A 17,412-nucleotide genomic window follows, 5' to 3' on the forward strand; every position below is an offset into this window, starting at 1 on the left:
CTGGCGGCCGTTGCCGTAGGTCCAGCCGGTCGCCGGGCCGAAGGCCGCATAGGTCACGTTGTTCACCACGATCTGGCGCGCCTGGCCGGGGCGGGTCAGGCCGATCTGGCTGATGCGGCCCTGGGTATCGCGCACGTAGTCAGCCACGCTGCCGTCGGGGTAGGTCAACGCGGTCAGGCGGCCCGACTTGCTATAGGCGTAGCGCAGCGTGCTGGCAACGCCGTTGACGGTCTGTACCTTGCGGGTGACCTGGCCGAAGCGGTCATGGCAGTACTGGGTGCTGCCATTGGCATGCAGCACCTGCCCAAGCCGTCCCTTGGCGAAGCGCTCGTCGGCGGCACAGGCGGCCGGCGCCACGTCATAGCTGTAGCCCACGTCCAGATTGGGGTCCGGATAGGCGATGCCGATCAGGCGGTTGAGCCCATCGTAGTGATAGGTGGCGGTGACGCCGCGTGCATCGGCGGCCGTCTTGCGATTGCCGGCGGCATCCACGGTGAAGCTGCTGGCACCGCTGTCCGGGCTGACTTGCCCGGTCAGATCACCGAAACCGTTATAGGCATAAGTGGTGTGCAGACCCTTCGGGTCGGTGACCTGGGTGACCTGATCCAGCGCGTTGTACTGGCTGCGGATCTCCGCCGCCACGCCGCCCACGTCCTGCAGGGTCTGCGCCAAGCGGTTCAACGGGTCGTACTGCTGGCTGGTCACGCGCTGCAGTGCGTCGGTCACCGTCTGCGGGTTGCCGTTGGCATCGTAGGCAAAGCCGGTGGCGTGATTGCTCGCGTCCTTCAGTGCGGTCAGCTGGCCGAGCGTGTTGAACGTCCGTGCCAGGGTGCGGCGCAGGGTACCGCCTGCATCGAGCGTGTCTTCCTTGAGGCGATTGCCGGCATTGTCCAGCGTGTAGTGAATCGTGTTGCCCGTGTTGTCCTCGATATCGGTCAAGCGCAGCGCCGCATCGTAGACATAGGAAACGCTGCTGCCGTCGGGCTCGGTGATCTGTTGCACCTGGCCGGACGGCCAGTAGCTGATCTGGGTGACCCGATTCTCGGCAGTGGTCGCGCCACGCACGGTGACCGAGGTCGGCCAGCCGCGGGGATGGTAGGTGTAATCAGTCACCACGCCGTTGGCGTCCTTGACCGACAGCGGCCTTCCGAGTGCGTCGTAGGCCAGAGTCTCGGCCGTCTGGCCCAGCGCATTGGTCACGCTGCGCAGGTCGCCCTTGCGATAGCTGCAGGCACCTCCGGTCGCGCACCCTGCATCATCTGCCGAGTAATAAGCATAGGTAACGGCATCGGCCACATCCGTGCGCGGGCCATCCACACTCTTCAGCAGCCCCTCCACCGGGCAGCTGCCTGCCACTGCCACATCAGCGGCTTCGCAGTACGTATAGCTGGTGATGCGCGTCTGACCGGACGCGATGTCGGTCACCGTGTTGGTTGTCGGCTGGCGCCGGCCATTGAAGGACGTTCGGGTTTCACGATTGCCGATCCGGGTGGTCAGTACCGCATTGGTTTCAACGTCGCGCGCCGTGGTCACCACACGCTGCTCGGGCAAGCCGACCGCTTCGGTCACGGTATGGATGCTGACGGCACGGCCGCTCACCGCATCAGTACCCTGCGCATAGGTGTGCTTGGTCTGGATGCCGCGACGATCAGTGTAGGTATCCAGGCGCCGACGGAAGTCGACACTCTGGTCGTAGTAGGTCCGGCTGACGGTTCCCTGCGAATCCGTCAGGCCGGTTACCTTGCGCGACGGAGCGGTGTCGCCGCCGGGTGTCAGGGTGTAGTCGGTCTGCCGCCCAAGCGCGTCAGTCACGACTGCACCGCCGTTGGGGCTGTAGGCGAGCGTCACGCCATCGGCACCGCCAGCGTGCTGACTGGAGATAACACGGCCGATGGAATCGTAGGTAAAGGTGCTGTAGCGGCGACCGTCCTCGGCGGTTATGCCGGTCAGGTGCTGGGGGAAGTCCTGGTTCTCGTAGTGATATGTCCGCACACCACCACCCGCATAGGTCACCGTGGCGACCTGGTTCTGCGGCGTGTAGGTATAGGTAGCGAGCGCAATGCCTTCGACCAGCACCGAACTGATCAGCGCCTCATAGTCATTGGACTGATAGACGAACTCCAGTGTGCGGCCACTGCTGTGGGTGACCGCCGCAAGGCGGTCGTTGTCGTCGTAGATGTAGGTCAGCGACGTGCCATCCGGGAAGCGCTTGGCGGTCAGACGTCCGTCCGCGCCGAAGGTCGAGATGGAGCCCGCCGAGTACAGTGTCCAGTTGCCGTTCTGGACCAGACGGTCACCACTGTCGTCGTCCGCCTCATAGGCTTGGCCGATCTTCTTGAATGCACGCTGGAAACCGGTGCTTTCAATGATGCCCACACTGTCAACGCCGTCCAGTGCCAGGTGGGCGCCCAGCGAATGGGTCCAGCCATAACCGAAGCCACCGGATGAGGTGGAGATGCCGGAGTGATAGAAGCGCGTCAGCGCGATCCAGCCCAGATCGAAGTCCGGCGCGATCTCGTACTTCTCGCCCGTTTTGACATCACATGGGTTGCCGACATTGCCGTCGCAGGTACCGCCGTTGGAGGCCGGGTCCTTGTCGGGAATCGGACTCATGTTCGCCGCTGTATCGTTGCGGGACATGGGGCAGCTACCGTTGCCGCCGTCCTTGTCGCATTTCTGCGACTTCGAGGTGATGGTCGCAACGAATTCTTCGCTGACGCAGGCGTTGTGCTTGTTGGACCACTGTGTGAGGGGAATCGGGCAGTTCAAGCGCCGGGTACGCGCGACCGCCACCGTTCCGGTGTATGGCGTGCAGGGTGATTCAGCCGTGTTGTTGCCAGCCATGGAAGTCAGATCGTAGTAGCGCGACTCGATGACACCTTCCTGATCGGGCGAAGCTGCAAACCACTCGCCTGACGGAGTTACCGCTGCACCGGGGCACACGGGATTGCTGGCTTGTTCGTCCGCAAGAAAATCGGCAACCATCGCCTCTTCCGTCGGAAATATGTCACGCCCTATGTAGGACCAGTCCGGGTCGGAGGGCTGCGACTTCCCCATCCAGTAGGTGATCGACGTATTGCCGTTCAAGTCCACAACTTTCGACTTGATCTTGTCGACAGACTGCCAGCCGAACTGGAACTCCGGCGGGAATGGACTGGGTGCGGGAAGGCTCTTGATCGCCTGCACCGCCTGCTGCTGGGTCTTGTACTGCGTCGAATTGCCGCCGGGCTGCGAAATGCGCCAGGTAATCTTGCTTTCCTGCGCCTGCGCCACAGCAGGGGCGAAGCAGCCGAGGGCAACAATCGCCAGCGCGGCACGCGAGAGGGTCTTCAGTCGTTCCAACATCCCTGTTCTCCTTCCTGGACGAACACAGCGCCGGCGGGAACGAGAACGCGGAGCTGAGCCCACGCGTCGTGCATCGGATCGTCCCTGGTCCGGAATGCGGCAGTGCCACATGCCGCCTTTATCGTCGAGGACGCTTGCACATTCAAGTGTGGAGTCGCGTAACCGGTCACAGATTCAAGCATCCGTGGCCATTCAGCGGCCTACGCCGGGCTCCCATGACTTCTTCTACAGGGAGTCCGTGTTCATAGCTCACAACACTACCAGCACACGCCCTGCTCCTCACAGGATTCACGCGCGGCTCGCACCGCTAGCTGGCAACCGGCCACGCCCTCCAGCGCGAGGATCCTGCTGCGGTGGTGGCCGCGATTCAATCGGTCTCCGGCACCTCGAAGTAGGCGTTTCAGGCAACGGCTTCGCCCGTTGTTCCCCGCTACTGCCCACGCAGGCGCACCGCAAAGTACCGCGCCGGGGAAAGGCCAAGCGCTTTCTTGAACATCGTGATGAAGGCCGTCACCGACTCATAACCCAGCGTCTCGGAAACGCGTTGTACCGGTGCGCCCGCGGCAAGTTCCCGAATGGCGATGAGCAGGTGCAGCTGCTGCCGCCAGCGACCGAAGGACAAGCCCGTTTCGCGTTCGATGAGGCGGGTCAACGTACGCTCGCCCAGGGCCAGGCGCACGGCCCACTGGCCGATGGTGCTGCGGTCTGACGGATCCGCCGACAGCGCCGCCGCCAGCGCACGCACCTTCGGGTGATGGCTGACCGGCAGCGACAGATGCTCAGCCGGCATCTGTACCAGCTCCTCCAGCAACACCCGCGCCAGTCGGTCGATGTGGCTGCCATGCGGATAGTCCAGCGGCGCGTCGGCCAGGTGCAGGATCATCTCGCGCAGCATCGGCGAGATGGCCAGCGTCACGCACTGCACCGGCAGGTCGACGATGCCGGGCTCGACGAACAGGTAGCACAGGCGCGCGTTGGCGGTGGCGCGGTTGCTGTGCGGCATGCCGCCCGGAATCCAGACGCCACACTGGGGCGGCACGATCCACAACGCATTGGCGACTTCGCAGGTCACCGCCCCATGCAGCGCAAGAATGAGCTGACCCTTGCGGTGCTCATGCACCGGAATTTCCGCGTCGTGCTCGGCCACCTGCAGGCGGCTGGCAACCGCCGGGCGATCGGTCTCGTCAGGGTCCAGGTCAAAGCCGGGGAGCGAAATGCGAGCCATTCTCACATTGACCGGTTTTAGCGATTGGTTGTCATTGTAGCGAAATTCGCCGGTGCGGCCGATCACTAGCATGAGCCGCATGCACTCCCCCACTCCTGCCCGTCCCCACGTGTTCCAGGCATTCGCCCGGTTGAAAAGCCCTGCCCTCAGGACCGATCAGGAGGCGGTGCTGTTCTCGCTCAAATGCCTGCTCGCCGCGTCGCTGGGGCTGTATGTCTCTCTAAGGATCGGCCTGAATCGCCCGTTCTGGGTGATCGGCACGGTCTATCTGGTATCGCAGCCTCTGTCCGGGGCAACACTCAGCCGCGGCCTGTTCCGCCTGCTCGGTACCGTGGGCGGAGCCGTCGCCACCGTCGTGCTGGTGCCACGTTTCGCCAATGCACCCCTGGTGCTGAGCGCCGCGCTCGCGACCTGGATGGCGCTGTGCCTGTATCTGGCGATGCTCGACCGCACGCCACGTGCCTATGCGTTCCTGCTGGCCGGCTATACCACCAGCCTGATCGGGTTTCCTGCGGTGATGGTGCCCGGAGAGGTGTTCACCATCGCCATCACGCGGGTGCAGGAAATCGCCATCGGCATCCTGGCCGCAACGCTGGTACACGCGCTGGTGCTGCCGCGCCGGGTCTCGATACGCGTGCACGCGCGGGTTGCTGCCGTGCTGGATGACGCGGAACGATGGACACGGGACATGCGCGCCGGTGCATCGGACACGGTGCTGGCGACGGACCGCTCGAAAGTGGCCGCCGACCTGCTCGAGCTGCATGTGCTGTCGATCCACCTGCCCTTCGACAGCGCCCACGGCGTGGCCCAGGTGCAGATCCTGCGCGCCCTGCATGACCGGATGCTGGATGTACTGATGCTCTCCAGCGCGGTGGAAGATTCCCTCGCAAGGCTGCGCTCATCACAGGCCAGTGCGATGGATTCGCCTGGCTGGCGCGAGCTGACGCAGACCGGCCTCGCCGCGCAACAGGCCGAGCTCGACCTGGCCCACGCCGACTGCCGCGTGCTGCAGGCGCAACTGCACACCGCCCGCCCCGATTGGCGCCGGCATGTACCTGCCCGCCTTGCGCGACATACGCAGGGTGCGGTACTTCACCGGGATCATCGGCTTGCCCTGCGCAGCGCGCTGGGCGCGTTCGTCGGCATCCTGCTGAGCTGCGTGTTGTGGATCGTTACCGGCTGGTCGGAGGGCGCGACGGCGGTGTCCATCATCGGCACGGCGTGCGTGCTGTTCGGCACGATCGAAGCGCCTGCGCCGCTTGTCATGCGCTATCTGGTGGGGTCATTGATCGGCGTTGCCGTCGGCCTGCTCTACGGTCTGCTGATCTTCCCCGCGCTGTCCGATGTCGTCGGCCTGATTGCCGCGCTGGCGCCTGCGCTGCTGCTGTGCGGATCGTTCCTGGCCCGGCCTCCCTTCATCATGGCTGCCCTGGGCGTGGTGCTGACGTTTCCGCTCATCGCGGGACTGGGCGCGACCAATACGGTCAACATCGTCGGCGCACTCAACAACAGCGTAGCGTTGTTCGTGGGTACGACAGTGGCACTGTGCAGCATGCAGCTGTTCCAGACCGCCGATGCGGGCCGCAACCGCGCACGGCTGGAGCGTTCGATCCGTCGGGATATCGCACGACACGCCGCCGGACAAGGTGGCGTGGCCCGGGCCTGGCTCAGCCGCATGCTGGATCGAATCGGGCTGCTCGCTCCCCGGTTGCGGGGCGGTTCCAGTGCCGCAGACGACCTGCGGGCATTGTTTGCGGACGTGCGTGCGGTACGTGCATCCAACCAACTCCGCGCACTGGACAAGTGCCAGGAAAACCCGCAGGTCCGGGTGCTTCATGCGGCGCTGATCGAACGCGTCGCCGCACATTTCAGGGTTCGTGCCCACGCGCCACGCAGCGTCGACGCCCATCTTCTGGAACTGCTCGACCGCATGCGCGAGGCAGCAGTGGCCAGCAGCGGGGATGATCGTGAGCATCTGTCGCACCTGCTCTGCGGATTGCGCCGCGACCTGCTGGCGCCTGCTCTCACCCTTCGGCACTGACCTCATGTTTTCTGATCTCTCCATTGATGGCGTGCTGATCCCCGGCCTGCTCGCCGTGGCCGCCGCCGCGCTGGCGCTGTCGATGCTGACCTCGCGCCTGCTCGCCAGTCTCGGTCTGTACCGCTTGTTCGCCGCGCGACCACTGGTGGGCCTGTCCCTGTTCGTGATCCTGGCGGAGCTGATGATCCGGCTCTCGCCCCTGCTCGAGAAATGAAATGAAACACCTGCTTGCTGTCATCGGGCGCTGGAGCGCTACGCTGGTTGTATTCGCGATTGCTGTCGTCGCCGCGCTGTCCATCTGGAAGCGTTACGAAACACGCCCGTGGACGCGGGATGGACGGGTCCGCGCCGATGTGGTGCGCGTTGCGTCGGACATGGGGGGGCTGGTCACCCAGGTGCTGGTGCACGACAACCAGCGGGTCAGCGCCGGACAACTGCTGCTGGTGCTGGATCAGCCACGCCTGGCTGCCGCGCTTGAGAAGGCCGACGCAGCGGTCAGCAGCGCACGCGCGACGCTGGCGCTGGCCCGCCGCGAATCGACGCGGGACAACGCACTGGGCAACCTGGTCGCCTCGGAGACACGCGAACGCAATGCGGCCAAGGTCGACACCGAGCTGGCCGCCCTGGCGCAGGCACGGGCCGAACAGCGCGTTGCCCAGCTCAACGTGCAACGCACCGAGGTGCGCGCGAGCACCGACGGCATCGTCACCAACCTGGACCTGCATGCGGGCGATTACCTGCAACCGGGCGCGCAGGCGCTGGCGCTGATCGACACCGGCAGCCTGCGTATCGAGGGCTACTTCGAGGAAACCAAACTGGGCTGCATCACCGAGGGCGATGCCGCCGTGGCGCGGCTGATGGGCGACACCCGCGATGTCCGCGGACACGTTGACAGCATCGCCGCCGGCATTGCCGACGATCAGCGCTCAAGCACGCACAACCTGCTGCCGGCCGTGGCGCCGACCTATACCTGGGTGAGGCTGGCACAGCGCATCCCGGTACGCATCCGTATCGATGATGCGCCGCCGGATACGCGCCTGATCGTGGGTCGCACTGCGAGTGTGACCATCACGCCCTCGGCACCGGGAGCCTGCAAGTGAGCGTGCGGACAGTACGTGGTGGGCTGCTTGCCCTGTTGCTGCCCCTGACGGCCTGCGTATCCGGCCCCGACTATCACCTGCCTGCGAACGCCGTCGCAGCTTCACAACAGGCTGCGCGGGCGTTCGTCTCAGGCCAGGACGCATCGTTCAGCCACGACGCGCCACCGGATCGATGGTGGCACCTGTATGGTGACCCTCAGCTTGACGCCTACGTACGCGAAGCACTGGCGGCCAATACCGACCTGCGCGCCGCCGATGCCAACCTTCGGCGCGCCAGCGCTACCGTGCTGGAGTATCGCGCGCGCGGTGCCGTGCAGGCCGACGTGGATGCATCGGGCACGCTCACCCATGCCGGTGGCTACACCCAGGCGTCGGCCGCCCCGCAGTCGTACGCGCTGGGCCTTCACCTCTCCTATCCACTGGATCTTGCAGGTGGCATCCGCCGCGGCATCGAAGCCGCCAACGCCGACGCGGAGGCGGTTGCTGCGGTGCGCGACCAGGTCCGCGTGGTCGTCGCTGCGGCCGTCACCCGTGCCTATCTCCAGGTGTGCACCCGCAATCACACGCTCGCTGCAACCCGGCAGGTGCTGGCGATACAGCGCGACACGCTGGAGGCAACCCGTCGCCTGGCTGCAGGCGGGCGCGGAACGGACTTCGATGTCAGCCGTGCCGGTGCCGCGGTCAACCGCAGCGCGGCGGCGATACCGCACCTGCTGGCGGAACGGCAGGCCGCACTATTCGAGCTGGCCGCACTGATGGGCAGGGTTCCGGCAGACTATCCCAGGGAGGCCGAAGCCTGCCCCCAGCCCCCTGAGCTGGAGCAGGCGCTGCCGGTCGGTGATGGCTGGCAGCTGCTCCAGCGGCGCCCCGACATACGTGCCGCCGAGCGCAGCCTTGCGGCGGCCACGGCGATGATCGGCGTAGAGACCGCAGACCTTTATCCGCGGGTCACCTTGGGCGGGTCCCTGGGTACGGCAGGCACGCGAGTTCAGCTGCTTTCCGCCGACGGTTTAGGGGTGAGCGTCGGGCCACTGCTCTCATGGCACTGGCCCAACCGCCGCGTAGCCAAGGCCCGCATCGCGGCGGCCGGCGCCAATGCAGATGCCGCTCTCGCGTCCTTTGACGGCGTCGTGCTGCAGGCTCTGCGGCAGACCGAGACCGCGCTTTCTGCCTGCACGCAGGAGCTTGAACGCGAGCGCAGCCTGGCGCAGGCGCGTGGGGATGCAGCGCGGGCCGCCGGGCAGGCGCAGCAGCTCTACCGTTTCGGCAGGATCGATTTCCTCGATGTGCTTTCGGCCCAGGCCGCGCTGGCAGATGCGGAGTCCGCATTGGCTGCATCGCGCGCGGACCGGGTCGACCGCCAGCTGGATCTTTTCCTGTCGTTGGGCGGAGGCTGGGCCGCAACGGATTCGGCCGCGGGCGGTGCCCGGTGACCCGTTCAGGGCAGCGACTGCACGCCGCGCCGTCTGTTCAGGAATGTACCGCCTACACCCGTATTCATTCACACTGACTGCCCTATATTCCCGCCACAGCGCCGCATGCTGCGGCCATGACGGAGGCATCTCCATGAAGACCACACGCTTGCTTGCCATCGCCTTGACCACCACCACCGCGTTGGCTGCGGCCCCCGCCTTCGCCGATCCGCCGCACCACGCCCGCGGCAACGGCCCGCCGCCGCATGCGGGCGGCCCGCATAACCGCGATGCGCCGCCGCCGGGCTGGCAGAAGAAGGCCTGGCGACGTGGCGAGCGCCTGCCGTGGGCCGAAGTGGACCGCCGCTACTGGGTAGACGATTACGCGCGCTATGACCTGCGCGAACCGGGCCGCGACCGGCGTTGGGTGCGCCAGTCCGATAACGAGTACCTGCTGGTGGAGATCGCCACCGGGCTGATCATCGACGCCCTGCATCGCTGAAGCGACCTGCAGCGTCCGCACACGCAGCGATTTACATCGGTGCAGACACCTTACGACCGGGGCCGCCCCGGTCGGCGGTGTCTGCGCCCACGGCGCCCCGCCCGCCTCCGCGGCCCGCCATGCAGGCCCTCCCGCAGCGCGATATACCCGCACATCAGCGCTGTGGCAAATAGCCCCATCGCCACCAGTATTTCGAATCCCCGATCACCAAAGAGCAGGCGGATGGAGGTCTCCAGTGAGCACAGCCTGCCGCAGCGCAGGCCGTGCTCGTTGAAGCCATGGATGAGCACCAGTACGCCCATCAGCCCGCACCACGCCATCAGGGCCAGGCTTGCGATGAAGATGAAAGGTCGATGGATACGCATGCGCTCGTCGCGGTCTTCTACGGTGATGTCCAGCGCGACGTTGCGAGTACGCGATCGGAAGCATCCAGCTCTACCGACCAGGCTTGGGTATCCAGGCGCAGCCGGTTCTCATACCACCATCGCTGCGCACAGCGACCACTGCATCCACGGCTGGCATAGCGGGTAAAGGGAGCACCGGCGTGCTCCACCACGTCAGGGTGCCCCAGCGCCCGCAGTACCTCGGCCCTGCTCGCCCCGACCGAGACCGAGGCAAGCGCGTGGGAATGCCACGCCGAGATCGCCGAGCAACCGGCCACGTACGCCACGAACAGCCCGACCAGCCCCCACATCAGTGTCCTCATTGACAGATCCCCTCCTGCGCCGCGCGCCCGCGCATCATCCGCGCAGACCTTCTTCAACGTAAAACCTCGACACGCGGGCCTGTTGCAGCGCCCGGCATCCGTGCTAGCGTGCGCCGTCAAACTCTCCATGGGGTGCAGGATGCGCAATGGAATGGGACGGAATCTGGTGATCGCCTGCATGGCCCTGGCTGTTGCCCCAGCGGCGGCAACAGCGGCCGCAACAGCGACCGCAATGCCGGGCGATCGTGGGCAGGATTTCGTGCAGACACAGGCGATCACCGCGCGCTGCCAGAAGAGCCTGCCCGGCCTGGAACTGCAGTTGCAGGAGGGCCGCAAGCACTGGCTGTCGACACTCGACGCCGCGCAACTGCAGGCCGCCGAGGCCTATGCCAGCAGCAAGGAAGGCAGGACTCTGGGAAAGAGTGTGGAGCGGGATGCCTCCCGCGCCTTCGGTCGCAATACCTTGTCCGCCGCAGCGACCTGCGTTGGCCTGCTCGCCGAGTACGGCCCGGCCCACCCGCTGCCTTCCGGCACGGCAATGCCGGCCGACCGGGTGCAGCACTACATGCTGCACTTTGCACCGATGGTGCTGGCTCGGCTGCAGTGCGCGCGCCTGGACGGCATCGACGTGGCCGCCCAGCCCGATGGCTCGGAAACCTGGCAGTACCGGGCCTGTGGCCAGACCGAATCCGTGCGCATGGCCCCGCTCGGGCAGAGCTGGTCGATGAGCGATGCGGACCGCAATCGCCTGTTCGACGCACTGACCCGATAGGTCGGACGGTATTCCCCGGGGTAGCAGGAACCATGTTTCCACCCACCACCTGGATCAAGTTGCGATCTGCCTTTCCATTGGCGGCCTGCACGGTGCTATGCGCCTGCGGCCTGGTTATGGACAGTTCGTTCGACACGCTGCGCGAGGCGCTCGATTCCGACATGGTGAACAAGGGATGGATTCCCGGCTGGGTGCCGCAAGCGGCGACCGACCTGCGGGAGGTACATGACCTCGACTCGAGCACCAGCGCGCTGGCCTTCACCAAACCCCCTGCGGTATCACTGCAGCTGCCTGCGGATTGCCAGGCAACGACATTCAGTAGCAGCGATCCTGTTGCGTTCGATCGATACTGGTGGCCGGGCGACGGGACGCTCAAGTCGTCGTACCACGTCTTTCGCTGCGCGCCCGAATCCGGAAAATCAGTCTTCGTCGCCATCAACAGGACCGAAGACCACGTGCTCTTCTGGCGAACCTACGCGCGGTGATGCGCCCGCGCCACCCTATTCCTCCCCAGGACCCCATGATGCCCAACGCACGTGCACGCTTCGCTGCCCTCGCCTTTTTCCTCCCGGCGTGCTTGCCGGCCCACGCCGCAAAGGACGCCCCCGCCGACGTCAAGGCGATCGAACAGGTGGTCGAAGCGTTCCGCACCTCGCTGATCAACAAGGACAAGCCGACCTACATGGGCCTGTTCTTCTCTGATAAACCGGAAGACATCGGCTGGCAGTTCGTTTCCGAGGATGTGCGCCTGCAGGACATCCGCAAGGCCAAGCCCGATGCGATCAAGGCACGGCAGATTCCCGCCAACAACTTCATCGCGCTGATCGACGGGGCGGTCGCCTCGCCGAAGCCGAAGGAGGAGAAGTTCTCCAACACGAAGATCGAGACGGACGGCGATGTGGCCTCGGTCTCGTTTGACTACAGCTTCCACGACGATGGGGTGAAGACCAACTGGGGCAAGGAAATGTGGCAGCTGGTCCGCACGGAGCAGGGCTGGAAGATCTTCTCGGTGATCTACTCGATCCGCGATTCACGCAGCCCGGGCGATTGAACGTCGCTTGACCGGGCCGAACCCAGGCCGCGATCCATTCAGCAAGGGCATTGGCATTCGGCCATCGATCGGGCAGAGTTCGGCCACGCGCAAGGACGCATGCCATGACCCGCCTGCTGATCATCGAAGACAACCCCGAGCTGGTTGCCAACCTGTATGCCTTCTTTGAACCGCTCGGCTACGTGCTGGACGACGCGCGCGACGGCGCCAGTGGCCTGCGCCGGGCCACGCAGCACGACTACGACGCCATCCTGCTGGACCTGATGCTGCCGCGCCTGGACGGCATGACGCTGTGCCAGAAGCTGCGCCAGGAGTTCCAGAACCCGGTGCCGATCCTGATGCTGACCGCGCGCGATCCGGTCGAAGACCGTGTGCAGGGCCTGGCCCTGGGCGCGGATGACTACCTGGTCAAACCGTTTTCGCTGGTGGAACTGGATGCACGGATCAAGGCCCTCGTACGAAGGGCACAGGGGCGCCAGGTCCAGAGCGTGCTGGCGTGGAAGGACCTGCAGGTGGACACGCGCTCGCCACAGGCCTGGCGGCAAGGCCGCTGCATTGCGCTGACGCCCACGTCGCACAAGCTGCTGATGTGCCTGGTGCGTGCAGCTCCCGCCGTGGTGCGCAAGCAGGAGATGGAATACCTGGTCTGGGGCGACGAGCCACCGGACAGCGGCGCGCTGCGAACCCACATCCATGAGCTGCGCCTGCAGGTGGACCGCAGCTTCGACACCGCGCTGATCACCACGGTGCACAGCGTCGGCTGGCGCATGCAGGCGTGAGCCCTGCCTCCCTCTACCGCCGCCTGAGCCTGCGCACCCGCATCACGATCTCGTTCGTGCTGTTGATGGCCGGTGCCATGGGCTTCATCGTACTGGCCGAACAGGTCGACTACGACCAGGTCCGGACTGCTGTCGTCGCACGGACCCAGCACGGCGAAGTGCAAAGGCTGCAGGCCGCGCTGGATCGTGGCCAACGCCCCGCCCTGCCACCAGGGACCCAGCTGTTCGATGCCCAGGACGTGCCTGTCGTGCTGCGCCAATACGGCCCGGGCTACCACGGCGAAGAGGCGCCCAACGAGTGGCACCTGCGTGTGTTCGACAGTGGTGGCCAACGCTACTACCTGCTGCAGGACGCCGCACCCTATGGCTATCTGGAACACCTGATCAATGCCTTTGCGGCACTGGTCATTTCGGTCTGCGTGTTCGGCGCCTTCCTCATCGGCCGCAAGGTCGCTACCCACGTCATCGCGCCCATCACACGATTGGCCGATGCGGTGCAGGACGGCCACAAGCCCTTTCCCTACCAGGACGCACGCGACGAGATCGGCGTGCTCGCGCGCGCCTTTGCCCGCCATAGCGACGAGCTCGAACGGTTCCTGCATCGCGAGCAGTGCTTCAGCGGCGATGCCAGCCACGAGCTGCGCACGCCCTTGGCCATCATCGGCGGTGCTGCCGAAACGCTGGCCTGCCAGCTTCCGGCCGACAGCCACCTGGTTCCCAGCGCGGCACGCATCCTGCGTACCACCCAGGAGATGCAGCGCCAGCTGACCTGCCTGCTGCTGCTCTCGCGTGCCCCCGGCGCCGTGCCGCGCAACGCGGTGGCCCTGCGTCCGCTGCTCGAATCCTGCATGGAGCGCTGCCAGCCCTGGCTTTCCGGCAAGCCGGTGACCGTTGCGTTTGATGCCCGGCATGACGCCGTGCTGGTCACCAACGCGGATCTGGCGCACAGCATCATCTGGAATCTGCTGCGCAATGCCTGCCAGTACACCGAAAGCGGCGAGGTGCGAATCACCCTCCACGACACCGCACTCATCGTCGCTGACACCGGACCCGGCCTGCCGTCCAGCATCGACCCACGGCAGTTCCAGCGCTTCGCGCCGGGTGGCGCGCACAGCGGCGAGGGGCTGGGGTTGTCGATCGTGCAGCGCATCGTCGAGCACCTGGGCTGGACGATGACCGTGCAATCCTCCGGGCAGGGGTGCCGGTTCACCCTGCGCTGGCCCCGCCCCCCGCATCTGACGGATTCCTGACATCGGGCTGCACATGCTCCGGGCTGCTCCCCCGCTCTGGAGACGGCATGCAGCACCCCAAGGACAGCGGCAAGTACCCGCACGGCAAGACCGGATTGAGCCGCATCTTCCACACCCTCATCCATTCGCGCGATGGCTTCATCGCCACCTTTCGCGGCGAGGCGGCGTTCCGCCAGTTGTTGCTGCTGCACGCGCTGCTGATGGCGGCTGCGTTCGTGCTGGACATCAGCACGGTCGAGCGGGCACTGGTGCTGGCGGTCTGCTTCATCAGCCTGCTGGTGGAACTGCTCAACTCGGCGATTGAAGCCGTGGTTGATCGCATCTCGCTGGAGAAGCATCCGCTGTCCAAGAACGCCAAGGACATGGGCAGCGCCGCGCAGACCACCGCGTTGTTGATGGTGGGTGCGGTGTGGGGCGTGATCCTGCTGGGCTAGCCCGGCAATCCTGACAACTTCCTGATAAGGCCGTTTCGATACTGCGCGCACTCCTGTTCCGCGGAACCTGCTCGTGCGTCAATGCCTCCGTTTCCCGCGGTCCCATCCAATCGTTCTGGTCTGGGCCGCCGCACTGTTCTTCGCCACGATTGGAAACATTGCCCTCTGGAAGACGCTCTGGGGGCTGATCGATCTCAACAGCCTGCGCAGCATGCTGTTCCTGGCCAGCCTGCCGCCGCTGCTGTTCTGCCTGTTCAACCTGCTGCTGACGCCACTGCTGGCACTGCCATTCCTGCGCAGGCCGCTGCTGGTGCTGCTCGTTGTCGTCAGCGCCGCGTGCAGCTACTTCATGCTGCACTACAACGTGCTGATCGATCGCAGCATGGTGCAGAACGTGTTCGAGACCAATCAGGCCGAACTGAACGCCTATCTGTCGCTGCCGCTGCTGTTGACCCTGCTGGCGCTGGGCGTGCTGCCCGCTGCCGGGCTCGCCCTGGTGCGCACCACCAGCGGGGCCGGTTCGATACGTTCGCTGCTGGTGTGGCCGGCCAACGTCCTGGCGTCGCTTGTGGTGCTGCTGGTGATCGGCTTTTCGTTCTACAAGGACTACTCCTCGCTGCTGCGCAACAACCGCTACATCCGCGACCAGGTACTGCCGTTGAACGTGGTGCGCCATACCCACGGCTACCTGAAGAGCCTCTACAGCACCCGCCAGCAACCGTTGCGCCCAATCGGCACGGACGCGCGGCGCGTTCCGGGCCCGCGCCCGAAGCTGGTGGTCATGGTCGTCGGCGAGACCGCGCGTTCACAGAAATTCCAGCTCAACGGCTACCCACGCGCGACCAATCCCCGGCTCTCGCGCAAGGATGGCGTCATCAGCTTCAGTGATGTTTCCTCATGCGGAACCGCAACGGCGATTTCGGTACCGTGCATGTTCTCGCAGATGACCCGCCAGCAATACGACGACGTCCGCGCGGCGACCGAGGAGAACGTGCTCGACATCCTGCAGCGTACCGGCGTCGGCGTGCTCTGGCGCAACAACAACAATGGCGGCTGCAAGGGCGTGTGCGAGCGCGTGCCGACCGAGGACATGCCCGCACTCAAGGTGGCCGGCCGGTGCGTCAACGCCGACGGCACCTGCTACGACGACGTGCTGCTGCATCAGCTCGGCGCACGCATCGACGCCATCCACGGCGATGCCCTGGTCGTGCTGCATCAACTCGGCAGCCATGGGCCGACCTACTTTGAACGGTATCCCGCAGCGTCGCGGGCCTTCAGCCCGACCTGCGACAGCAACCAGATCCAGCACTGCAGCAACGAGGCACTGGTCAACACCTATGACAACACCCTGGTGCATACCGACCAGGTGCTGGCGGAGACCATCGACCTGCTGCAGGGCTATTCGGACCACCGCGACGTTGCGCTGATCTATGTCTCCGACCATGGTGAGTCGCTCGGCGAACGCGGCATGTACCTTCACGGCACGCCCTACTTCATCGCCCCGCGCGAACAGACCCAGGTGCCGATGGTGATGTGGCTCTCAACGGAGTTCAGCCGCAACGCGGGCCTGGACATGGCCTGCCTGCGTGGGAATGCGGCGCGCCGCGCCTACAGCCACGACAATGTCTTCCATTCCCTGCTGGGCCTGTTCGGTGTCAGCAGCAGCGTGTACCAGCGCGATCTGGATGTCTTCGCCGGCTGCCGGGCGACGACCGGCGCGCCGCTCGCCACCGCGCCGGCCAAGCGGCACCGGCTGATGCCGGTCACCGCCCGGAACGTGGCGCGTTACTGTGCGGCCAGGGCGAAATCCAGGCCGGCGCATACCGCCGCCACCTGGGCGTCGTTGCATTCCTGCGGGTTGGTGCGCGGGCTGTCCGGGTAGACCTCGGTGGTGGTGGCAAAGCGTGCATCGGTGAAGCCGGCGCAGGCACCAATCGAACGCGATTCGCCCCAGACCACGCCCGGCGACTGCAACGGCAGGCCGACCAGGTTGCCCTCGGCGTCGGCCGGGGCGATATGGGTGACCGGGGCGACGGCGGCGATCAGGGCCTTCTGGAACTCGCCCTGCGGATCCTCGCTGTTGCCGATCACGTAGAAGCCGTCCGGAATGGTGTCGCGCTCGAACGGCTTGCCGTCGCGGGCGCAGCGGGCCGGATCGAACTCGTGCAGGTCGCTGTCGGTGGTCTCGTGCAGGTCCAGGTGCACCAGCAGGTTCGGCTTGCGCTCGGCCACCCAGCGCATCAGCGCGGCGGCTTCCTCAATCTGGCCGCCGTCACGGAAGCTGCGGTTCGGGTCGACGGCATCCGGGTTCCAGCGCTGGATGCGCTCGTAGCCCCATGGGCTGACGCACGGCGCCACGATCAGGTTCAGCCGGCCCAGGTAGCGCTCGGCCTGCTGTTCCAGGAACTGCAGGGCGCCATGCACGCCACTGGTCTCATAGCCGTGCACGCCGCCGGTGATCAGCGCGGTCGGCAGCGCCGGGTTCCAGTCGTGGTTGACCACGGCGAACAGCGGGTAATGGTCCGGCGCGTAGTCCAGCTGACCGTACTGGATCACATCGAAGCTGTCGTCCAGGCGTTCAAGCGCGGCCACCACATCGTCGTGGTAGCTGCGCTGGCGCTGCTGGCGGGCCCGCCACTGTGCGCGTTCCGCGTCGCCCCAGGGCTGTCCGGGGGTGCCGATCGGGTAGAACTGCGCAACAGTCATTGGGGAACTCCAGGGGTCGAACGGATGGGTGCAGCCGGACATTCTAAGCCTTGTCGCGCCTGCGGGGCCCCTCCCCCCGGCCCCGCCTT

At 65.9% G+C, this 17,412-nt stretch carries 17 protein-coding genes and 1 pseudogene; 13 read left to right on the top strand and 5 right to left on the bottom strand.

From position 1 onward, the window contains the following. Positions 1-3,345: RHS repeat domain-containing protein (locus AC5P8F_RS17745; protein ID WP_495228664.1), on the bottom strand; the 3,345-nt coding region annotated here is incomplete at its 3' end. A gap of 266 nt (positions 3,346-3,611) precedes the next feature. Here AC5P8F_RS17745 and AC5P8F_RS17750 point away from each other — a divergent pair. Continuing rightward, a pseudogene (locus tag AC5P8F_RS17750) lies at positions 3,612-3,740 on the top strand (alpha/beta fold hydrolase); the annotation flags it as partial. 35 nt (positions 3,741-3,775) lie between these two features. Here AC5P8F_RS17750 and AC5P8F_RS17755 read toward each other — a convergent pair. Continuing rightward, complete coding sequence (locus tag AC5P8F_RS17755) at positions 3,776-4,570, bottom strand: AraC family transcriptional regulator (RefSeq protein WP_262094003.1); 795 nt, start codon at positions 4,568-4,570, stop codon at positions 3,776-3,778. A 166-nt stretch (positions 4,571-4,736) separates the two neighbouring features. On the opposite strand from AC5P8F_RS17755, the gene AC5P8F_RS17760 reads away from it, so the two are divergent. From AC5P8F_RS17760 to AC5P8F_RS17780, 5 genes are all read left to right on the top strand, one after another. Continuing rightward, positions 4,737-6,611, top strand: a complete 1,875-nt coding sequence (locus AC5P8F_RS17760; RefSeq protein ID WP_495228704.1) for an FUSC family protein — start codon at positions 4,737-4,739, stop codon at positions 6,609-6,611. Between the two features lie 4 nt (positions 6,612-6,615). After that, positions 6,616-6,825: a DUF1656 domain-containing protein gene (locus AC5P8F_RS17765; RefSeq protein WP_014647401.1), complete on the top strand. Its 210-nt coding sequence runs from the start codon at positions 6,616-6,618 to the stop codon at positions 6,823-6,825. A gap of 1 nt (position 6,826) precedes the next feature. After that, the gene (locus AC5P8F_RS17770; protein WP_046431015.1) at positions 6,827-7,711 is read left to right on the top strand and encodes an HlyD family secretion protein; all 885 of its coding nucleotides are present in this window, start codon (positions 6,827-6,829) and stop codon (positions 7,709-7,711) included. Beyond that, on the top strand, positions 7,708-9,144 hold the full coding sequence (locus AC5P8F_RS17775; RefSeq protein ID WP_346601198.1) for an efflux transporter outer membrane subunit: 1,437 nt from the start codon (positions 7,708-7,710) through the stop codon (positions 9,142-9,144). Before AC5P8F_RS17770 ends, AC5P8F_RS17775 begins: the two co-directional genes overlap by 4 nt. A 133-nt stretch (positions 9,145-9,277) precedes the next feature. Continuing rightward, positions 9,278-9,625, top strand: coding sequence for an RcnB family protein (locus AC5P8F_RS17780; RefSeq protein ID WP_049439424.1), 348 nt, complete (start codon positions 9,278-9,280; stop codon positions 9,623-9,625). A 50-nt stretch (positions 9,626-9,675) separates the two neighbouring features. Here the strand turns inward: AC5P8F_RS17780 and AC5P8F_RS17785 are convergent, their stop codons facing one another. Together AC5P8F_RS17785 and AC5P8F_RS17790 are read right to left on the bottom strand one after the other, a co-directional pair. After that, positions 9,676-9,990, bottom strand: coding sequence for a hypothetical protein (locus tag AC5P8F_RS17785; RefSeq protein ID WP_049439423.1), 315 nt, complete (start codon positions 9,988-9,990; stop codon positions 9,676-9,678). A gap of 17 nt (positions 9,991-10,007) precedes the next feature. Continuing rightward, positions 10,008-10,331, bottom strand: coding sequence for a hypothetical protein (locus tag AC5P8F_RS17790; protein ID WP_026347011.1), 324 nt, complete (start codon positions 10,329-10,331; stop codon positions 10,008-10,010). A gap of 232 nt (positions 10,332-10,563) precedes the next feature. On the opposite strand from AC5P8F_RS17790, the gene AC5P8F_RS17795 reads away from it, so the two are divergent. The 7 genes from AC5P8F_RS17795 to AC5P8F_RS17825 all read left to right on the top strand — a co-directional run bounded on the left by AC5P8F_RS17795 (position 10,564) and on the right by AC5P8F_RS17825 (position 16,499). Next, complete coding sequence (locus tag AC5P8F_RS17795; RefSeq protein ID WP_262225039.1) at positions 10,564-11,103, top strand: hypothetical protein; 540 nt, start codon at positions 10,564-10,566, stop codon at positions 11,101-11,103. A 32-nt stretch (positions 11,104-11,135) separates the two neighbouring features. Next, the gene (locus AC5P8F_RS17800) at positions 11,136-11,588 is read left to right on the top strand and encodes a YbbD-related protein (RefSeq protein ID WP_227864605.1); all 453 of its coding nucleotides are present in this window, start codon (positions 11,136-11,138) and stop codon (positions 11,586-11,588) included. A gap of 35 nt (positions 11,589-11,623) precedes the next feature. Further along, positions 11,624-12,154, top strand: a complete 531-nt coding sequence (locus AC5P8F_RS17805; protein WP_049439415.1) for a Cif family virulence factor — start codon at positions 11,624-11,626, stop codon at positions 12,152-12,154. Positions 12,155-12,258: 104 nt separating this feature from the next. Continuing rightward, positions 12,259-12,933 (top strand): response regulator transcription factor, encoded by a 675-nt coding sequence (locus tag AC5P8F_RS17810; protein ID WP_014647407.1) that lies wholly within the window; start codon positions 12,259-12,261, stop codon positions 12,931-12,933. Continuing rightward, positions 12,930-14,183 carry a HAMP domain-containing sensor histidine kinase gene (locus AC5P8F_RS17815; RefSeq protein ID WP_049439413.1) on the top strand — a complete coding sequence of 418 codons (1,254 nt, stop codon included), beginning with the start codon at positions 12,930-12,932 and terminating at the stop codon, positions 14,181-14,183. The genes AC5P8F_RS17810 and AC5P8F_RS17815 overlap by 4 nt, the downstream gene beginning before the upstream one ends. Positions 14,184-14,230: 47 nt before the next feature. Continuing rightward, positions 14,231-14,617, top strand: a complete 387-nt coding sequence (locus AC5P8F_RS17820; protein WP_014647409.1) for a diacylglycerol kinase — start codon at positions 14,231-14,233, stop codon at positions 14,615-14,617. A 73-nt stretch (positions 14,618-14,690) separates the two neighbouring features. Beyond that, entirely contained in the window at positions 14,691-16,499 is a 1,809-nt protein-coding gene (locus tag AC5P8F_RS17825) for a phosphoethanolamine transferase (RefSeq protein WP_495228666.1), read from the top strand. Here the strand turns inward: AC5P8F_RS17825 and AC5P8F_RS17830 are convergent. Continuing rightward, the gene (locus AC5P8F_RS17830) at positions 16,403-17,323 is read right to left on the bottom strand and encodes a M14 family metallopeptidase (protein WP_111205416.1); all 921 of its coding nucleotides are present in this window, start codon (positions 17,321-17,323) and stop codon (positions 16,403-16,405) included. The two genes, AC5P8F_RS17825 and AC5P8F_RS17830, sit on opposite strands and share 97 nt — an antisense overlap. Between the last annotated feature and the right edge of the window lie 89 nt (positions 17,324-17,412).

It is taken from the genome of Stenotrophomonas sp. YJH_SMC_69 (assembly GCF_059370495.1).

Bases quoted from the DNA above. Each gene is read 5' to 3' on its own strand.
- AC5P8F_RS17780 (WP_049439424.1), top strand. From the start codon at position 9,278: ATGAAGACCACACGCTTGCTTGCCATCGCCTTGACCACCACCACCGCG.
- AC5P8F_RS17810 (WP_014647407.1), top strand. From the start codon at position 12,259: ATGACCCGCCTGCTGATCATCGAAGACAACCCCGAGCTGGTTGCCAAC.
- AC5P8F_RS17755 (WP_262094003.1), bottom strand. From the start codon at position 4,570: ATGGCTCGCATTTCGCTCCCCGGCTTTGACCTGGACCCTGACGAGACC.
- AC5P8F_RS17830 (WP_111205416.1), bottom strand. From the start codon at position 17,323: ATGACTGTTGCGCAGTTCTACCCGATCGGCACCCCCGGACAGCCCTGG.
- AC5P8F_RS17805 (WP_049439415.1), top strand. From the start codon at position 11,624: ATGATGCCCAACGCACGTGCACGCTTCGCTGCCCTCGCCTTTTTCCTC.
- AC5P8F_RS17795 (WP_262225039.1), top strand. From the start codon at position 10,564: ATGCCGGGCGATCGTGGGCAGGATTTCGTGCAGACACAGGCGATCACC.
- AC5P8F_RS17785 (WP_049439423.1), bottom strand. From the start codon at position 9,990: ATGCGTATCCATCGACCTTTCATCTTCATCGCAAGCCTGGCCCTGATG.
- AC5P8F_RS17800 (WP_227864605.1), top strand. From the start codon at position 11,136: ATGTTTCCACCCACCACCTGGATCAAGTTGCGATCTGCCTTTCCATTG.
- AC5P8F_RS17820 (WP_014647409.1), top strand. From the start codon at position 14,231: ATGCAGCACCCCAAGGACAGCGGCAAGTACCCGCACGGCAAGACCGGA.
- AC5P8F_RS17790 (WP_026347011.1), bottom strand. From the start codon at position 10,331: ATGAGGACACTGATGTGGGGGCTGGTCGGGCTGTTCGTGGCGTACGTG.
- AC5P8F_RS17770 (WP_046431015.1), top strand. From the start codon at position 6,827: ATGAAACACCTGCTTGCTGTCATCGGGCGCTGGAGCGCTACGCTGGTT.
- AC5P8F_RS17765 (WP_014647401.1), top strand. From the start codon at position 6,616: ATGTTTTCTGATCTCTCCATTGATGGCGTGCTGATCCCCGGCCTGCTC.